This is a genomic window from Serratia bockelmannii (assembly GCF_008011855.1).
In the GTDB taxonomy this organism is placed as follows: Bacteria; Pseudomonadota; Gammaproteobacteria; order Enterobacterales; family Enterobacteriaceae; genus Serratia; species Serratia bockelmannii.
On sequence record NZ_VOUX01000033.1, the window covers coordinates 1,258,501 to 1,275,316 of the forward strand.

The window sequence follows — 16,816 nt, forward strand, 5'->3', positions numbered from 1 at the left end:
TTCAGGAATGCGCAGCCACTATGCAAAATAAACAACTGACCATCAGCTCCAGCAACATTACCCGCTGCTTCCTGCTGTTTATCGTGCTGCTGACGATCGGCATCGGTCTGTATGGCTACAACTACACCAATGCCTGGCTGGCGGAAAAGAAGTACACGCTCAATAGCATCGCCGGTTCGCTGCAAAAGCGTATCGATACCTACCGCTATATGACCTATCAGGTCTATGACAAATTCGGCAATGCGCCGGCGCAGAATGTCGATCCCGGTTTGCAGGAAACCCGTCTGCGGCCCGACGTCTATTATGTCGAGAAACCGCACAAGAAAACCGACGCGGTGATCTTCGGCAGCCATGACGAGAACACGCTGGCGATGATCGCCAACATCTCGGACTACCTGGATACCCGCTGGGGCGCCAAGACCGAGAACTACGCCATGTATTACCTCAATGGTCAGGACAACAGCCTCAGCCTGATCACTACCCAGCCGCTCAAAGAGCTGGCTTCGCGCTTTCGGGAAAGCTACCTGACCACCTCGGCGGACGAACGCCGCGCCGAGATGCTGCAGCAGGCCAATATGCTCGACGAACGCGAGAGCTTTTCCGATCTGCGCAAGCAACGCTTCCAGAACGCCTATTCGTTTTCGATTCGCACCACCTTTAATCAGCCGGGGCATCTGGCGACGGTGATCGCCTTTGATTTGCCGATCAACGACATCATTCCGGCCAATCTGGCCCGCGCCAATTTCCTGCTGCTGCCGGATGATGTCGATCTCGACGACAGCACCATCCCGTCGGAAACCGTCCTCGGTACCCATGCAACGATGAGCGGGGGCTGGGTGGAGTTCAGCGCCGCCCTGCCCAATGCGCCGCTGAAGGTGGTGTATCGCGTTTCGGCTATCAATCTGGCCATCGATCTGCTGCGCAACAACATCTGGCTGATCGCAGTCAACTTGCTGCTGCTGGCGCTGTCGATGCTGAGCATCTACTTTATCCGCCGCCAGTACATTCGCCCGAGCGAAAACATGGCAGTGGAACTGGAGGCCGAGCGCGCGCTGAATCGGGAGATCGTCTCCAGCCTGCCCTCCGGCCTGCTGGTCTACAGCTTCGCCAACAATACGGTGATCGCCAGCAACAAAATCGCCGAACACCTGCTGCCGCATCTCAGCCTGCAAAAGATCGCCCATATGGCCGAACAGCATCACGGAGTGATCCAGGCGACGGTCAACAACGAGGTGTATGAAATTCGCATTTTCCGCAGCCAGCTCTCACCGGACACCTACCTGTTCCTGATGAACGATCAGGATAAAGAGGTGATGGTGAACAAGCGGCTGCAGCAGGCGCGGCGCGAATACGACAAAAACGTTCAGGCGCGCAAACTGATGCTGCACAATCTGGGCATCGAGCTGAATCAGCCGGTACGTCAGATGCACGATCTGGTCGACCGCCTGCACAACCGGCCGGATGAGGAACAACAGCAGGCGCTGCTGGGCCAGCTGACGACGGCGTCGGCTTCGGTACTGGAGTTGATCGATAACATCACCCTCCTGACCCGGCTGGAAACCCAGGACTGGCAACCCACACGCGAGCCGTTCAACCCAACGGCGCTGATCGACGAGTTATTGCTGGAGGCCCTGCCAGCCCTCAATCAAAAGGGGCTGGCGCTGTTCAAGCATTTCCAGCTGGACGTCGAGCAGAACTATATCGGCGACGCCAACGCGCTGCGCAAGGTGATCTCGCTGCTGGTGCATTACGCCATTATCACTACCGCCTGCGGCAAGATTTCTCTGGTCATCGACCATGAGCCCGAGCACCCTGACCGCCTGATTTTCCAAATCAACGACACCGGCTCCGGCATCTCCAACGAAGAGATCAGCAACCTCAACTATCCGTTCCTCAGCCAGACGCTGGTGGACCGCTTCAACCACGGTTCCGGCCTCACCTTCTTCCTGTGCAATCAGCTGTGCAAGAAGCTCAACGGCCAGTTGGACATTCGCAGCAAGGTGGATATCGGCACTCGCTACACCATTCGCGTCGCCATGGAGATGGAGAAAAAAGAACCGCAGGAGCAGGAAAAGCTGCTCGACGGCGTCACCGCCCTGCTGGACGTCACGTCGGATGAAGTGCGCGGCATCGTGACCCGCCTGTTGCAGGCCTACGGTGCCGACTGTCTCGTCGCCGAAGATCGCGCGGTCAATCGCGATTATGACGTGCTGCTGACGGATAACCCGCAGCGGGCCGATGACTACACCCTGCTGCTGGCGACCGATGAGCCGGGTTGGCAAGCGCTGGATAAACGCTACATTCGGGTGAACTACAACCTGAACGGCGCATTAATCGACGCCGTGCTGATGCTGATCGAACAGCAAATGGCCGCGCTGGAACAGGAAGAAAGCCCGCTTTCATTGAGTTCAGAAGATATCCAACTCTATGAAAAACAATTGAAATCAAGTGATTACTATGGGCTGTTTGTCGATACAGTACCCGACGATGTCAAAAAACTGTATACTGAGGCGGGCAGCAGTGATTTCAATGCGCTGTCACAAACCGCACACCGCCTGAAAGGCGTGTTTGCCATGTTAAATCTGCTTCCCGGCAAGCAGCTGTGCGAATCGTTAGAACAGCGCATCGCAGAAGGTGATGCGCCCGAGATCGAGAATAACATCAGTCAGATTGATTTTTTCGTCAGCAGACTGCTGAAGCAAGGTAGCCAACAACATGAATAACCTGAACGTAATTATTGCTGATGACCATCCTATCGTACTGTTTGGCATCCGGAAGTCACTTGAGCAAATTGAATGGGTGAATGTCGTTGGGGAGTTCGAAGACTCAACCGCACTGATCAACAATCTGTCCAAGCTGGACGCCAACGTGCTGATCACCGATCTGTCGATGCCGGGTGACAAGTATGGCGACGGCATCACGCTGATTAAGTACATCAAGCGTCACTATCCGCAGTTGTCGATCATCGTGCTGACCATGAACAACAACCCGGCGATCCTGAGCGCGGTATTGGATCTGGATATCGAAGGCATCGTGCTGAAACAAGGCGCGCCGACCGATCTGCCGAAGGCGCTGGCCGCCCTGCAGAAAGGCAAGAAGTTCACGCCGGAAAGCGTCTCTAAACTGCTGGAAAAAATCAGCGCCAGCGGCTATGGCGACAAACGCCTGTCGCCGAAAGAAAGCGAAGTGCTGCGTCTGTTCGCCGAAGGTTTCCTGGTGACCGAAATCGCTAAGAAGCTCAACCGCAGCATCAAAACCATCAGCAGCCAGAAAAAATCGGCAATGATGAAGCTGGGCGTCGAGAACGACATCGCCCTGCTCAACTATCTCTCGTCCGTCAGCATGACGCCGTTGGACAAAGACTAAAGCCCGCCTCACGGCAGGTGAAAAACAAACAGGCACGGCATCCGCCGTGCCTGTTTGTTTTTCAAGCCTCGCTGCGGCTGTAGCGCACCTGTTGACTGTAGTAAGCCAGCGTCTGTTCCAGCGTCTCCAGCGTAACCGGTTTCGACAGGCAATTATCCATGCCCGCCTCGAGACAGCGCTGCTTCTCTTCCGCCAGCGCGTTCGCCGTCACGCCGATTACCGGTGCGCTGAACTGCATCTGTCGCAGTTCCTGCGTCAGGCGATAACCGTCCATGTTCGGCATATTGACGTCGGTCAGCACAATATCGACGTGATGCTGTTTCAGTACGCCGAGCGCGTCGACGCCGTCGTTGGCGGTCACCACCTGATACCCCAGCGATCCCAGCTGATCGGACAACAGGCGACGGTTGATCGGATGATCGTCGACCACCAGCAGATGAATATCGCCGTTGTCCGCCGCGCTGGCCTTGGCGGGCACCGGCAGCTGCACCAGCCCCTCTGCCGCGCCGCCGCCGACGCCAAACAACCGGTTGAGCAAGGTCAACGTTTCACGCGGCGTGGAGGTGCTGTGCATCCAATAGCCTGGCCGGGTTTCCTGCGACGGGCCGATATGCTCGGTGGAGAATTGGATCTGAGCCAGCAGCGGCGTGTCCAGCATCAGCGGGTAATCGCTGAGCAGCACCTCACCGGCAGCGGTCTCCTGCCCGTCATAGCGTTGGATATCGGCGCCGTAACCGCCCAGGATCGCCATCAGGTAGCTTTCCAGCCGCTGATTGCGGATATCCAGCCACAGCCGCCGGCCCTGCCAGGTATCGCTGGCCTGCGGGATCGGGAACTGGGCGTTGAACAGCGGAATGCGAATGCTGAACAAGCTGCCCAACCCCGGTTCGGACTCGACAGAGACATCGCCGTCCATCAGGTTGACCAATTTTTCGCAGATCGCCAGCCCCAAACCGGTTCCCTGGAAGTGGCGCTGAACACCGGTCCCCACCTGGAAGAACGGGTCGAACAGGCGCGAGACCTCTTTCTCCGGAATACCGACGCCGGTATCGCGCACGCTGAACTCCAGGTAGCTGCCGCGGGTGCAGACCTGCAGCACGATACAGCCGGTATCGGTGAACTTGATGGCGTTGTTCACCAAATTGGAGAGCACCTGCTGTAACCGCACCGGATCGCCGAAGATGCGCTCCGGCACGTTCTGTTCGATAAAGCAGTACAGCCCCAGACGTTTCTTGACCACCAGCGGCAAATAGTTGCCGGCGATATGGGTGATCACCTCCAGGCAGGAGAACTCGCGCGGTTCGATCTTCAGCTGCTCGGACTCGATTTTGGAGAAGTCGAGAATATCGCTGATGATTTTCAGCAGCAGGCCGGAAGAGTTGTTCATCGCATTGACCAGCCGATCGACCCCTTGCGGCAACGCCTTGGTTTGCAGCAGATCGAGGTTGCCGATAATGCCGTACAGCGGCGTGCGCAGCTCATGGCTGACGGTAGCCAGGAACATCGATTTGGACTGGCTGGCCTGCTCCGCCGCCGCCGCCATCTCCTGCAACGACTCTTCCATCTTCACGCGCGCGCTGACGTCCACCAGCACGCAAATCGCCACCTCTTCGTTACGGTAGCGCGAGTGAACAAAGCTGATCTGCAGGTTGTTGTTGTTGCTGGTCATCACATCGACGAAATTCGCCTGCTGTTCGCAAATGATACGCGTAATGCGATCGCGATCTTCGTGGGTCAACAGGTTGATGTAGTTATGCGCCAGTTCGTTACTCAGGATATTGGTACCGTCGCTGATGCGCAGGATACAGATACCCACCGGCGCCGAGGCGACGATCTTGCGGTTGAACTGCTCGTGCTCTTCCAGGCGAAACGCGTTGTCCTCCGCCGGCAGGAACATCTTGCGCTCAAACAGCCACGCCAGCGTGAACAGCACGATGGCTGACAACAGGTTCAGCAACAGCGCGTTGAGGATCAGCATTTTGAAGCGTTCCACCACGCTTTTCACCGGCAGTGCATAGACGATGCTCAGCGAAGAAGGTGGCAGCGCTTTCTTCAGAATCAGGTCGCGGTAATTGTCGACATAGCCGAAGTACGCGTGCTCTACGGGATAGCTGTTAAGTGAGGCGGCATAACGATCGCCGTCCGCCAGACGCAGCACCGGCTCGTTGTTCTCATCCAGCAGCGTGACGCCGATCGGCAGGTTGCCGGCGGTAACGAAATCCTCCAACCGAACGGTTTGTTCGATGCCCAACAACGCCTCCAGCTTGTTGCCGATATAGATCGGCGTCAGTACATACAGATAACCGACGTCCGGCCGCTGCGCGCTGGGGCTGATCCAATACAGGTTGTTGTCTTTGTCCTGATTCTTGGCGTTGCGGTATTTCAGAATGCGCTCGTGCAGTGACTTCAGCACATTTTCCCGATTGGCACTCGCATTGCCGCCGCCGAATTCTGCCATACACAGGCTGTCGCCGCCGATGAAGAACACCCGGTTGAGATCGTAGGCCGCTACGAAGTTCTCTTTCCAATACTGGATCAGGCCGCTCAGTGAATCGAGCGAACTGCGGTAGGTGGTGCTCAGCGCACAGTTGGACTCCGGGTACAGCGGAAAGAATTGCGGCGGGCTGCCCTTGCCGGGAAACACACCGCTGAACATGTCCAGGCTGCTGACCGACCCGTTGAGGCGGTTCTCCGCCATATACTTGATGTCGCGGATGATGTCGGCGGAATGGCGGATATAGCCCTGTGCCTGGTCGAAATTGAGGTTGTACTCCTGCCGGATGTCCGATTCTTTCTGATGCAGGATATTCAGAATATAAAAGGTGGTGAGCAGCGCTCCCAACGACCACAGCAAAATCGCCAGCACCCGGAACAGATAGCGGGATATCTTCAGCGTAGTTCGAAAAGAGGCTAAGTATTTCAATCGGATACCATACGAAAGTCAGTGGCGGCGCACGCTATCGCCGGCACGGCGGCCGGCGGCTCGGTGCGCCAATTAAACCATATAACTGAAAAAGGGCCTAGCATCGCTGCCAGGCCCTTTTGTCTCAGTGCATTACGGTGTCGGCATGCCGACGCCCTCACCTTGCTTTAAACGTTGTCGTCGTCCATCGGCTCAGCCGCGTCGTCGCCATCGTCCAGCGGCGTGGTGTCTTCTTCCACCGCTTCCTCGCCCGGTTCCAGGCTATCCAGCTCTTCGTCTTCCACCGGTTCGGCCACGCGCTGCAGACCGACAACGTTTTCGTCTTCCGCCGTGCGGATCAGCGTCACGCCCTGGGTGTTACGGCCCACCACGCTGACTTCCGAAACACGGGTGCGCACCAGCGTGCCGGCATCGGTGATCATCATGATCTGATCGCTGGTTTCCACCTGCACGGCGCCAACCACCTGGCCATTACGCTCGCTCACCTTGATGGAGATAACCCCTTGGGTGGCGCGTGACTTGGTCGGATACTCGGTCACGGCGGTACGTTTACCGAAGCCGTTTTGCGTGACGGTCAGAATGTCGCCTTCGCCGCGCGGCACGATCAGTGAGATCACGCTGTCGCCTTCGCCGAGGTTGATGCCGCGCACGCCGGTCGCGGTACGGCCCATCGAACGCACCTGCGCTTCCGGGAAGCGCACCACTTTACCGTTGGCGGAGAACAGCATCACTTCGTTGCTGCCGTCGGTCAGATCGACACCGATCAGCTCGTCGCCCTCGTTGAGGTTGACGGCGATGATGCCGGCGCTGCGCGGACGGCTGAACTCGGTCAGCGCGGTTTTCTTCACGGTACCGCTGGCGGTGGCCATGAACACGTGGCGCCCTTCTTCATACTCGCGTACCGGCAGGATGGCGGTGATACGCTCATCGGCTTCCAGCGGCAGCAGGTTGACGATTGGACGACCGCGCGCGCCACGGCTGGCTTCAGGCAGTTGGTACACCTTCATCCAGTACAGGCGGCCACGGCTGGAGAAGCACAGGATCGTATCGTGGGTGTTGGCCACCAGCAGGCGATCGATAAAGTCTTCTTCTTTAATACGCGCGGCGGACTTGCCTTTGCCGCCGCGGCGCTGGGCTTCATAGTCGGACAGCGGCTGATACTTCACGTAGCCCTGGTGAGACAGGGTCACCACCACGTCTTCCTGGTTGATCAGGTCTTCGATGTTGATGTCGGAAGTATTGGCGGTGATCTCGGTGCGACGGCCGTCGTTGTACAGCTCTTTGACCGCCACCAGCTCTTCGCGGATCACTTCCATCAGGCGCTCTGGGCTTTCCAGAATAAAGATCAGCTCGGCGATGAAGTTGAGCAGCTCTTTATATTCTTCCAGCAGCTTTTCGTGCTCCAGGCCGGTCAGTTTCTGCAGACGCAGATCCAGAATCGCCTGAGCCTGCTGCTCGGTCAGGTAGTACTTGCCGTCGCGGATGCCGAACTCCGGCTCCAGCCACTCAGGGCGGGCGGCGTCGTCACCGGCGCGTTCCAACATGGCGCTGACGTTGCCCAGATCCCACGGCTGAGCTACCAGCGCGACTTTCGCTTCCGCCGGGGTCGGCGCACGGCGAATCAGTTCGATGATTGGATCGATGTTGGCGAGCGCGATAGCCAGCGCTTCCAGGATATGGGCGCGATCGCGGGCTTTGCGCAGTTCGAAGATGGTGCGGCGGGTGACCACTTCGCGGCGGTGGCGCACGAAGGCTTCGAGGATGTCTTTCAGGTTCAGCAGTTTAGGCTGCCCCTGATGCAGCGCAACCATGTTGATGCCGAAGGTGACCTGCAGTTGTGTCAGCGCATACAGGTTATTCAGCACCACTTCGCCGACCGCATCGCGTTTGACTTCGATGACGATGCGCATGCCGTCTTTATCGGACTCGTCACGCAGCGCGCTGATGCCTTCCACGCGTTTTTCTTTGACCAGCTCGGCGATCTTCTCGATCAGACGCGCCTTGTTCACCTGATACGGGATCTCGTGAACGATGATGGTTTCGCGCCCGGTCTTGGCGTCGGCTTCCACTTCCGCGCGCGCGCGCAGGTAGATTTTGCCGCGCCCGGTGCGGTAGGCCTCTTCAATACCGCGGCGGCCGTTGATGATCGCCGCCGTCGGGAAGTCTGGCCCCGGAATATGTTCCATCAGCCCTTCGATGCTGATGTTTTCATCGTCGATATAGGCCAGGCAGCCGTTGACGACTTCCGCCAGGTTGTGCGGCGGGATATTGGTGGCCATGCCCACGGCGATGCCCGATGAGCCGTTGACCAGCAGGTTCGGGATCTTGGTCGGCATGACGGCCGGGATCTGCTCGGTGCCATCATAGTTAGGCACGAAGTCGACGGTTTCTTTTTCCAGATCCGCCAACAGTTCGTGAGCAATTTTGGACATGCGCACTTCGGTATAACGCATCGCCGCGGCGGAGTCGCCGTCGACGGAACCGAAGTTACCCTGACCGTCCACCAGCATGTAGCGCAGTGAAAACGGCTGAGCCATACGCACGATAGTGTCGTAAACCGCGCTGTCACCGTGCGGGTGATATTTACCGATCACGTCCCCGACGACACGGGCCGATTTCTTGTATGGTTTATTCCAGTCGTTACCCAATACGCTCATCGCGTACAGAACGCGGCGGTGAACCGGCTTCAGTCCATCACGAACATCTGGCAGCGCACGTCCGACAATAACGGACATCGCATAGTCCAGATACGAGTTTTTCAACTCGTCTTCGATGTTTACCGGTGTGATTTCTCTGGCAAGGTCGCTCATGGAGCTGCTATCCCTCTACTAATGATTCATCTGCCCGCTGCCATAGTGGCAAAGGTGTAAAACTATATCACAAAGCACGCTTTACGGGAAAATAACCGCCGCTGTTTCACGGAAATTGTGCAGATAAGTGCGCTAAAAACGCATCGGCGCAGACGATGCCGCGCCGGAACATGTATAATCCGCGCAACGAGAACAAGGAGCCAGACCCGCCCATGAACGCAGAATCATCCAGCCGAGTGCAAAACGTTGACCACCAGGAAATCGCCAAGTTCGAGGCTGTCGCCTCCCGCTGGTGGGATCTGGAAGGCGAGTTCAAACCGCTGCACCGCATCAACCCGCTGCGCCTGAACTACATCATGCAGCGCGCCGGCGGCATCTTTGACAAGCAGGTGCTCGACGTGGGCTGCGGCGGGGGCATTCTGGCGGAAAGCATGGCGCGCGAAGGCGCCAAAGTGACCGGCCTGGACATGGGCGCAGAGCCGCTGCAGGTCGCCCGGCTGCACGCGTTGGAAAGCGGCATGGACGTCACCTATGTGCAGGAAACCGTAGAAAGCCACGCTCAGGCCAATCCGCAGCGCTACGACGTGGTCACCTGTATGGAGATGCTGGAGCACGTGCCCGATCCGGCCTCGGTGGTGCGCGCCTGCGCCCATCTGGTGAAACCGGGCGGTCACGTGTTCTTTTCCACTATTAACCGCAATACCAAAGCCTGGCTGATGGCGGTGATCGGCGCCGAGTACGTACTGAAGATGGTGCCGCAGGGCACCCACGATCATAAGAAGTTTATTCGCCCGTCCGAACTGATCGGCTGGGTCGACGGCACGCCGCTGCGCGAAAAGCACATGATCGGCCTGCATTACAACCCGATCACCGATCATTTCAAGCTTGGGCGCAACGTTGACGTGAACTACATGGTGCACACCCAGCACGAAGGTTAAGCACGGTAAACCGCGCCGGCCCTGCATTACCGGGGGGCGGCGCCAACGCGGTATTAGGAAAAATACCTAATTTCCGCGACTTCGATCAAAATAGCGGTTGTAGACAGTTTTTTAGAATATTAAATCAGATCAATATGCCGTTTTTTTCTAACGTTTAATAAAGCGCCAAACGATCGGTTTTTTCAGTTTTTCAGTAAAATCTGATCGTGCTTATTGACAAGCTTGTCGCGCCAGTCACGGCGCGCACTGCGAACGGCAAGTGGCATTTCACCCCCAAGTTATCCACAAATTAGGCCGGTTTTGTTCACTTGCAAACGCCGTTTTTTCTCACTATCTTGTTACCTCACCGACATACAACCCCTATATATAGTGTTTACATACTGAGCAGAGCGACTACACTTCTGCTTAGGGGCACCATACGGACAGGTAAAACACCACATGAACCAAAGTCTGCTTGTAACTAAACGCGATGGCCGTAAAGAGCGCATCAATCTCGACAAAATCCACCGGGTCATCGATTGGGCCGCTGAGGGATTACACAACGTCTCGGTTTCTCAAGTAGAGTTGCGTTCACACATTCAGTTTTATGACGGCATCAAAACCGCCGACATTCACGAAACCATCATCAAGGCCGCAGCTGACCTGATCTCCCGCGATGCGCCGGACTATCAGTACCTGGCCGCTCGCCTGGCGATCTTCCACCTGCGTAAAAAGGCTTACGGCCAGTTTGAGCCACCGAAGCTGCACGCCCACGTCACTCGCATGGTCGAGATGGGCAAATACGATAAGCATCTGCTGGAAGACTACAGCGCTGAAGAGTTCGAGCAGATGGATTCCTTTATCGATCATTGGCGCGACATGAACTTCTCTTATGCCGCCGTCAAGCAGTTGGAAGGCAAATACCTGGTGCAGAACCGCGTCAGCGGCGAAATCTACGAAAGCGCCCAGTTCCTGTATTTGCTGGTGTCTGCGTGCCTGTTCTCCAACTACCCGCGTGAAACCCGTCTGGACTACGTCAAACGTTTCTACGATGCGATTTCCACCTTCAAGATTTCGCTGCCTACGCCGATCATGTCCGGCGTGCGCACCCCAACCCGCCAGTTCAGCTCCTGCGTGCTGATCGAGTGCGGCGACAGCCTGGACTCCATCAACGCCACCTCCAGCGCCATTGTGAAATACGTTTCGCAGCGCGCCGGCATCGGCATCAACGCCGGCCGCATCCGCGCGCTGGGCAGCCCGATCCGTGGCGGTGAAGCCTTCCATACCGGCTGCATTCCGTTCTACAAACACTTCCAGACCGCCGTCAAATCCTGCTCACAGGGCGGCGTGCGCGGTGGCGCGGCAACGCTGTTCTACCCGATGTGGCACCTGGAAGTAGAAAGCCTGCTGGTGTTGAAAAACAACCGTGGCGTTGAAGGCAACCGCGTGCGTCACATGGACTACGGCGTGCAGTTGAACCGCCTGATGTACCAGCGTCTGATCAAGGGCGAAGACATCACCCTGTTCAGCCCGTCCGACGTGCCGGGGCTGTACGACGCGTTCTTCGCCGATCAGGACGAATTCGAGCGCCTGTACACCCAGTACGAGAAAGATGACAGCATTCGCCAGAAACGCGTGAAAGCGGTTGAGCTGTTCTCGCTGATGATGCAAGAACGTGCCTCTACCGGCCGTATCTACATCCAGAACGTCGACCACTGCAACACCCACAGCCCGTTCGATCCGCAGATCGCGCCGGTGCGTCAGTCCAACCTGTGCTTGGAAATCGCCCTGCCGACCAAGCCGCTGGAAGACGTCAACGATGAAAACGGCGAGATCGCGCTGTGTACCCTGTCTGCCTTCAACCTGGGCGCGATCGACAGCCTGGACGACCTGGAAGAGCTGGCGACCCTGGCGGTGCGTTCACTCGACGCTCTGCTGGATTATCAGGATTACCCGATCAAGGCTGCGCACCGTGGCGCGATGGGTCGCCGCACCCTGGGCATCGGCGTCATCAACTTCGCTTATTACCTGGCGAAGAACGGCGTACGCTATTCCGACGGCAGCGCCAACAACCTGACCCACAAAACGTTCGAAGCCATTCAGTACTACCTGCTGAAAGCCTCCAACCGTCTGGCTCAGGAACAAGGCGCTTGCCCGTGGTTCAACGAAACCACTTATTCGCAGGGCATCCTGCCGATCGACACCTACAAGAAAGACCTGGATGCGATCTGCAGCGAGCCGCTGCACTACGACTGGGAAACCCTGCGTAAAGAGATCCAGGAAACCGGCCTGCGCAACTCGACGCTGTCCGCCCTGATGCCATCGGAAACCTCTTCGCAGATTTCCAACGCCACCAACGGCATCGAGCCGCCGCGCGGCCACATCAGCATCAAGGCGTCGAAAGACGGCATCCTGCGCCAGGTGGTGCCGGAGTATGAGCGTCTGAAAGACAACTACGAGCTGCTGTGGGAAATGCCGAGCAACGACGGCTATCTGCAGCTGGTTGGGCTGATGCAGAAATTCATCGACCAATCGATCTCGGCCAACACCAACTACGATCCGACCCGCTTCCCGGGCGGCAAGGTGCCGATGAAGCAGCTGTTGAAAGACCTGCTCACCACCTACAAGTTCGGCGTGAAAACGCTGTACTACCAAAACACCCGCGACGGTGCGGAAGACGCCCAGGAAGATTTGCAGCCTGCCAAGGCCGGCGATGACGACTGCGAAAGCGGCGCCTGCAAGATCTAAAGTTTGACCTAGCGGGCCGGAATTTTCCGGCCCCTTCATTTAGCCACGTTACGATGGATTCAGGCTTATGGCTTACACCACTTTTTCTCAGACCAAAAACGACCAGCTGCAAGAACCGATGTTCTTCGGCCAGTCGGTAAACGTTGCGCGTTTCGACCAGCAAAAGCATGAAATCTTCGAAAAGCTGATCGAAAAACAGCTCTCCTTCTTCTGGCGCCCGGAAGAAGTTGACGTCTCCCGCGATCGCATCGATTACCAGGCGCTGCCGGAGCACGAGAAGCACATCTTCATCAGCAACCTGAAGTATCAGACGCTGCTGGATTCCATCCAGGGTCGCAGCCCGAACGTCGCCCTGCTGCCGCTGATCTCGATCCCTGAGCTGGAAACCTGGGTGGAAACCTGGTCGTTCTCCGAGACCATCCACTCCCGTTCCTACACTCACATCATCCGCAATATCGTCAACGATCCGGCACTGGTGTTCGACGACATCGTCACCAACGAAGAGATCAAGAAGCGCGCGAAAGACATTTCCGGCTACTACGACGATCTGATCGAGATGACCAGCTACTATCACCTGCTGGGTGAAGGCACCCACCAGGTGAACGGTAAAACCGTCACCGTCAATCTGCGCGCGCTGAAAAAGCAGCTGTACCTGTGCCTGATGAGCGTGAACGCGCTGGAAGCGATCCGCTTCTACGTCAGCTTTGCCTGCTCCTTCGCGTTCGCCGAGCGCGAACTGATGGAAGGCAACGCCAAAATCATCAAGCTGATCGCCCGCGACGAAGCGCTGCACCTGACCGGCACCCAGCACATGCTGAACCTGATGCGTTCCGGCGCCGACGATCCGGAAATGGCGGAGATCGCCGAAGAATGTCAGCAGCAGTGCTACGATCTGTTCGTGCTGGCCGCCCAGCAGGAAAAAGAGTGGGCGGAATACCTGTTCCGCGACGGCTCGATGATCGGCCTGAACAAAGACATCCTGTGCCAGTATGTGGAATACATCACCAATATCCGCATGCAGGCGGTCGGCCTCGGTCTGCCGTTCGAAACCCGCTCCAACCCGATCCCGTGGATCAATGCCTGGTTGGTGTCCGACAACGTGCAGGTGGCGCCGCAGGAAGTGGAAGTGAGCTCCTACCTGGTTGGCCAGATCGACTCGGAGATCAACGCCGACGACCTGAGCGACTTCGAACTGTAAGCGATGGCGACGCCAATCGTAACGCTGCGCGCCGCCGGCACGCAGCTCTCCTGCCCCAACAGTGAAAACTGTCTGCTCGACGTGCTGGAACTGCACGACGTGCAGGTGGAGTATCAGTGCCGATCCGGCTATTGCGGTGCCTGCCGCCTGAAGCTGGTGAAAGGTGAAGTGACCTACCGCCAGCAGCCGCTGGCGTTTATCAACGCCGGCGAGATCCTGCCCTGCTGCTGCATGCCGCTGACGGATATCGAGCTGGAAATGTAAAGTCGGGTGCCGGAAACCGCGCCTGGAGACCAGAAGGCGGGGTTGCCCCCGCCCTATGATTACCGCTTCACCTCACACGCCAACCTGATCAGGATAGTGATATTTTCCTGGTAGATTTTCAGCTCGCACAGCGAGTCTCTTATCATCCAGATAAATAACAAAACCGTAATACATACAACGGTTAGCGAGTGAAACACATGCCTTAAGCGCATGCTTGCCTCCTTGCTGTGAAGGGGCTACCATAACGGTGTCTAGGCGTTAGGGCAGCCCCATTCTGATTGAGAGTCAGTTTGGGGCTTTCATCTATCCGCCTTGTCACACAATGCCCAAGACGAACAGTCTCAAGCACCCGTCAAGAGAGTAACAGCATTCCCTCGCCGCGAATATCCCCTATAACTTTATGATTAATTAGGGATATATAACTATCCTCAAAGTATTTCGCTTAGCGCCCCTTTCCCGCCGATGTGGAAAAATAACGCGCCGGGGAATCGCCAAAGGCTTTACGAAACATGGCGATAAAATTGCTCGGCGAGGCATACCCCAGCGTTTCCGCGATCTGCAGCACCGTCTCGCCTTCGGCCAGCTTCGCTAACGCATACGACAACCGGGCCTGCTGGCGCCACTGTGCAAAACTCAACCCCGTCTCGCCGATCATCAGCCGCCGCAGGGTACGCGGCGACATCGCCCCCCATTCAGCCCACGCCTCCAGCGAACGCTCGCTCCCCGGCTGCGCCAGCAAGGCCTGCAGAACGCCGGCCAGGCGCGGATGGGACGACATCGGCAAATGCAGTGGTTCCGTCGGCGCCAAACGTATCTCGTCCCGCATCACCTGCGCCATGCGATCCTGCTCCAGGGTGAGCGCGCTGCGCTTGTCCCAGCCTTCTGCTCGCTGAGCCAGCGCCTGCAGCACGGCGCTAATGCCGATGACGCAGGGTACATTCGACAGATCGTGGCAGGCCTCCGGCGCCAGCAGCAAACTCCAGCCGCTCAGTGCGCCGCAGACCTGCACCCGGTGCTCCGTCGCCGGTGGGATCCAACCCGCCCGCTGAGGCGGAAGCACCCAATCGCCCTGCGCCGTGCGTACATGCAACAAGCCGCTTTCAACGCACAGCAACTGCCCGCGCACATGCTGATGCCAGTCGTATTCGCGCGTGCCCAACCGATACTCCCGGCCTGCCGCGTCGCGGCCGCCAAGGGCGATCAGCCAGGGGCCCGCCCGCCATTCGCTGCAGTCAGCGTCAGTGAAGTGAGGGTTATCGTTCACATTGGCCACTTATCACTATTTTTAGTCCAGATACCGTTATATCAACCTTTTCCTGCGCCGACATAATGAAATGCTTCCGGCCGCTCCCGTTTGTGGCCACTGACTCACGAGGGAACATGATGACAACACCCAGCATTGGCATTATCGGCGCCGGGCCCGGCGGTCTGTGTCTGGCTCAGGGGCTGAGCCGCTTCGGCATCCACGCCACGGTGTTTGAACGCGACACCACGCCGCAAGCGCGCGATCAGGGCTACCGGCTGCGCATCGATCCGTCTGGCCAGCAGGCGCTGGCCGCCTGCCTGCCGCCGGCGCACTACCGGTTGCTCTGCGCCGGCAGCGCGCAAAACAGCGGCGAGAGCAATCTATGGGATCCGCAGCTTGCCCCGCTCACCGGCCGGCGCCCCGAGCACTGGTTGCCGTCCAGCCAGCGCCAAACGCAAGAACCGAGCGGCGATCTCGGCATTCAGCGCCAAACGCTGCGCGAGATCCTGCTTGCCGGCCTGCAAGACCGGGTGCGTTTCGGCCATACCTTGCGTGAATTTGCACAAACGCCGCAGGGCGTGGAGCTACAGTTCGTCAACGGCGAGCAAGTGCGAGTCGATGTGCTGATCGCCGCCGACGGCGTCAACTCGCTGGTGCGGCGGCGCTGCCTGCCCGAGGCGGGGCCCGAAGACAGCGGCACGGTCACTCTTTACGGCAAAACGCCGCTCGATGCGGCAACCCGGGCCCAATTGGCCCCTGAGCTGCTGAACGGCGTATCGGTGATCTTCGCCGACGGCGTATCGCTGGTGATTGAACCGATGCGCTTTCAGGCGCCCTTGGCGCAGCTGGCGGCCGACTACGCGCCCGATTGCCGCCTCACGCCGGTCGACGATTATCTCTATTGGGCCTGTATCGGATCGGCTGAACGGCTCGGCGGGCCGACACGGGCGAAGGGAAGCGCAACGCTGCAGGCGCGTGTACGGCATATCTCGCAGGGATGGGCGCCCGCCTTGCAAACGGCGTTAGCGCTGGCGGATCCCCTGTCGCTCAGCGTGCGGACGGTGCAGGTCACGAAGGCGATGCCGGTGTGGCACAGCGAACGCATCGCCTTTCTCGGCGACGCCGTGCACGCCATGAGCCCGGCGGGCGGTCTTGGCGCCAACACCGCGCTGGCGGACGCCGCCAGCCTGGCGACGCATCTGGCGCAAGCCGGCAGCGCCGCGCAGGCGCTCAGGGACTACGGTCTGGAACTGCACGTGCGGGGTGCCGCGGCGATACGCCTGTCACGGCTGGCGTCCGAACGGCTGCAGCAAAGCCGTGACGCCGGCAACTCGGCGCCATGAC

The 16,816-nt window shown here is 58.4% G+C and carries 11 protein-coding genes; 7 read left to right on the forward strand and 4 right to left on the reverse strand.

The window, feature by feature from the left end; genetic code table 11:
* Window positions 1-20 precede the first annotated feature (20 nt).
* Together rcsD and rcsB are read left to right on the forward strand one after the other, a co-directional pair.
* Complete coding sequence (rcsD, locus tag FOT55_RS22480; RefSeq protein ID WP_049207299.1) at window positions 21-2,723, forward strand: phosphotransferase RcsD; 2,703 nt, start codon at window positions 21-23, stop codon at window positions 2,721-2,723.
* Window positions 2,716-3,366, forward strand: coding sequence for a response regulator transcription factor RcsB (gene rcsB, locus FOT55_RS22485; RefSeq protein WP_004935900.1), 651 nt, complete (start codon window positions 2,716-2,718; stop codon window positions 3,364-3,366). Before rcsD ends, rcsB begins: the two co-directional genes overlap by 8 nt.
* A gap of 61 nt (window positions 3,367-3,427) precedes the next feature.
* On the opposite strand, the gene rcsC is transcribed toward rcsB, so the two are convergent.
* Together rcsC and gyrA are read right to left on the reverse strand one after the other, a co-directional pair.
* Window positions 3,428-6,289, reverse strand: coding sequence for a two-component system sensor histidine kinase RcsC (gene rcsC / locus FOT55_RS22490; RefSeq protein ID WP_025303638.1), 2,862 nt, complete (start codon window positions 6,287-6,289; stop codon window positions 3,428-3,430).
* 167 nt (window positions 6,290-6,456) lie between these two features.
* The gene (gene gyrA, locus FOT55_RS22495) at window positions 6,457-9,099 is read right to left on the reverse strand and encodes a DNA topoisomerase (ATP-hydrolyzing) subunit A (RefSeq protein ID WP_147824049.1); all 2,643 of its coding nucleotides are present in this window, start codon (window positions 9,097-9,099) and stop codon (window positions 6,457-6,459) included.
* A 212-nt stretch (window positions 9,100-9,311) separates the two neighbouring features.
* Here gyrA and ubiG point away from each other — a divergent pair, with 212 nt between their 5' ends.
* The 4 genes from ubiG (at window position 9,312) to yfaE (ending at window position 14,226) form a co-directional block, all read left to right on the forward strand.
* Window positions 9,312-10,037 carry a bifunctional 2-polyprenyl-6-hydroxyphenol methylase/3-demethylubiquinol 3-O-methyltransferase UbiG gene (gene ubiG / locus FOT55_RS22500; RefSeq protein WP_025303640.1) on the forward strand — a complete coding sequence of 242 codons (726 nt, stop codon included), beginning with the start codon at window positions 9,312-9,314 and terminating at the stop codon, window positions 10,035-10,037.
* 438 nt (window positions 10,038-10,475) lie between these two features.
* Window positions 10,476-12,764 carry a class 1a ribonucleoside-diphosphate reductase subunit alpha gene (gene nrdA / locus FOT55_RS22505; protein WP_025303641.1) on the forward strand — a complete coding sequence of 763 codons (2,289 nt, stop codon included), beginning with the start codon at window positions 10,476-10,478 and terminating at the stop codon, window positions 12,762-12,764.
* Window positions 12,765-12,831: 67 nt separating this feature from the next.
* Window positions 12,832-13,962 carry a class Ia ribonucleoside-diphosphate reductase subunit beta gene (gene nrdB, locus FOT55_RS22510; protein WP_019453694.1) on the forward strand — a complete coding sequence of 377 codons (1,131 nt, stop codon included), beginning with the start codon at window positions 12,832-12,834 and terminating at the stop codon, window positions 13,960-13,962.
* 3 nt (window positions 13,963-13,965) lie between these two features.
* Window positions 13,966-14,226, forward strand: a complete 261-nt coding sequence (gene yfaE / locus FOT55_RS22515) for a class I ribonucleotide reductase maintenance protein YfaE (protein ID WP_025303642.1) — start codon at window positions 13,966-13,968, stop codon at window positions 14,224-14,226.
* A 59-nt stretch (window positions 14,227-14,285) separates the two neighbouring features.
* Here yfaE and FOT55_RS25700 read toward each other — a convergent pair whose 3' ends face one another.
* Together FOT55_RS25700 and FOT55_RS22525 are read right to left on the reverse strand one after the other, a co-directional pair.
* Complete coding sequence (locus FOT55_RS25700; protein ID WP_004935921.1) at window positions 14,286-14,438, reverse strand: Hok/Gef family protein; 153 nt, start codon at window positions 14,436-14,438, stop codon at window positions 14,286-14,288.
* Window positions 14,439-14,668: 230 nt separating this feature from the next.
* Window positions 14,669-15,490: an AraC family transcriptional regulator gene (locus FOT55_RS22525; RefSeq protein WP_060433916.1), complete on the reverse strand. Its 822-nt coding sequence runs from the start codon at window positions 15,488-15,490 to the stop codon at window positions 14,669-14,671.
* A 116-nt stretch (window positions 15,491-15,606) separates the two neighbouring features.
* On the opposite strand from FOT55_RS22525, the gene FOT55_RS22530 reads away from it, so the two are divergent.
* On the forward strand, window positions 15,607-16,815 hold the full coding sequence (locus FOT55_RS22530) for an FAD-dependent oxidoreductase (RefSeq protein ID WP_238476127.1): 1,209 nt from the start codon (window positions 15,607-15,609) through the stop codon (window positions 16,813-16,815).
* Window position 16,816: the final 1 nt, after the last annotated feature.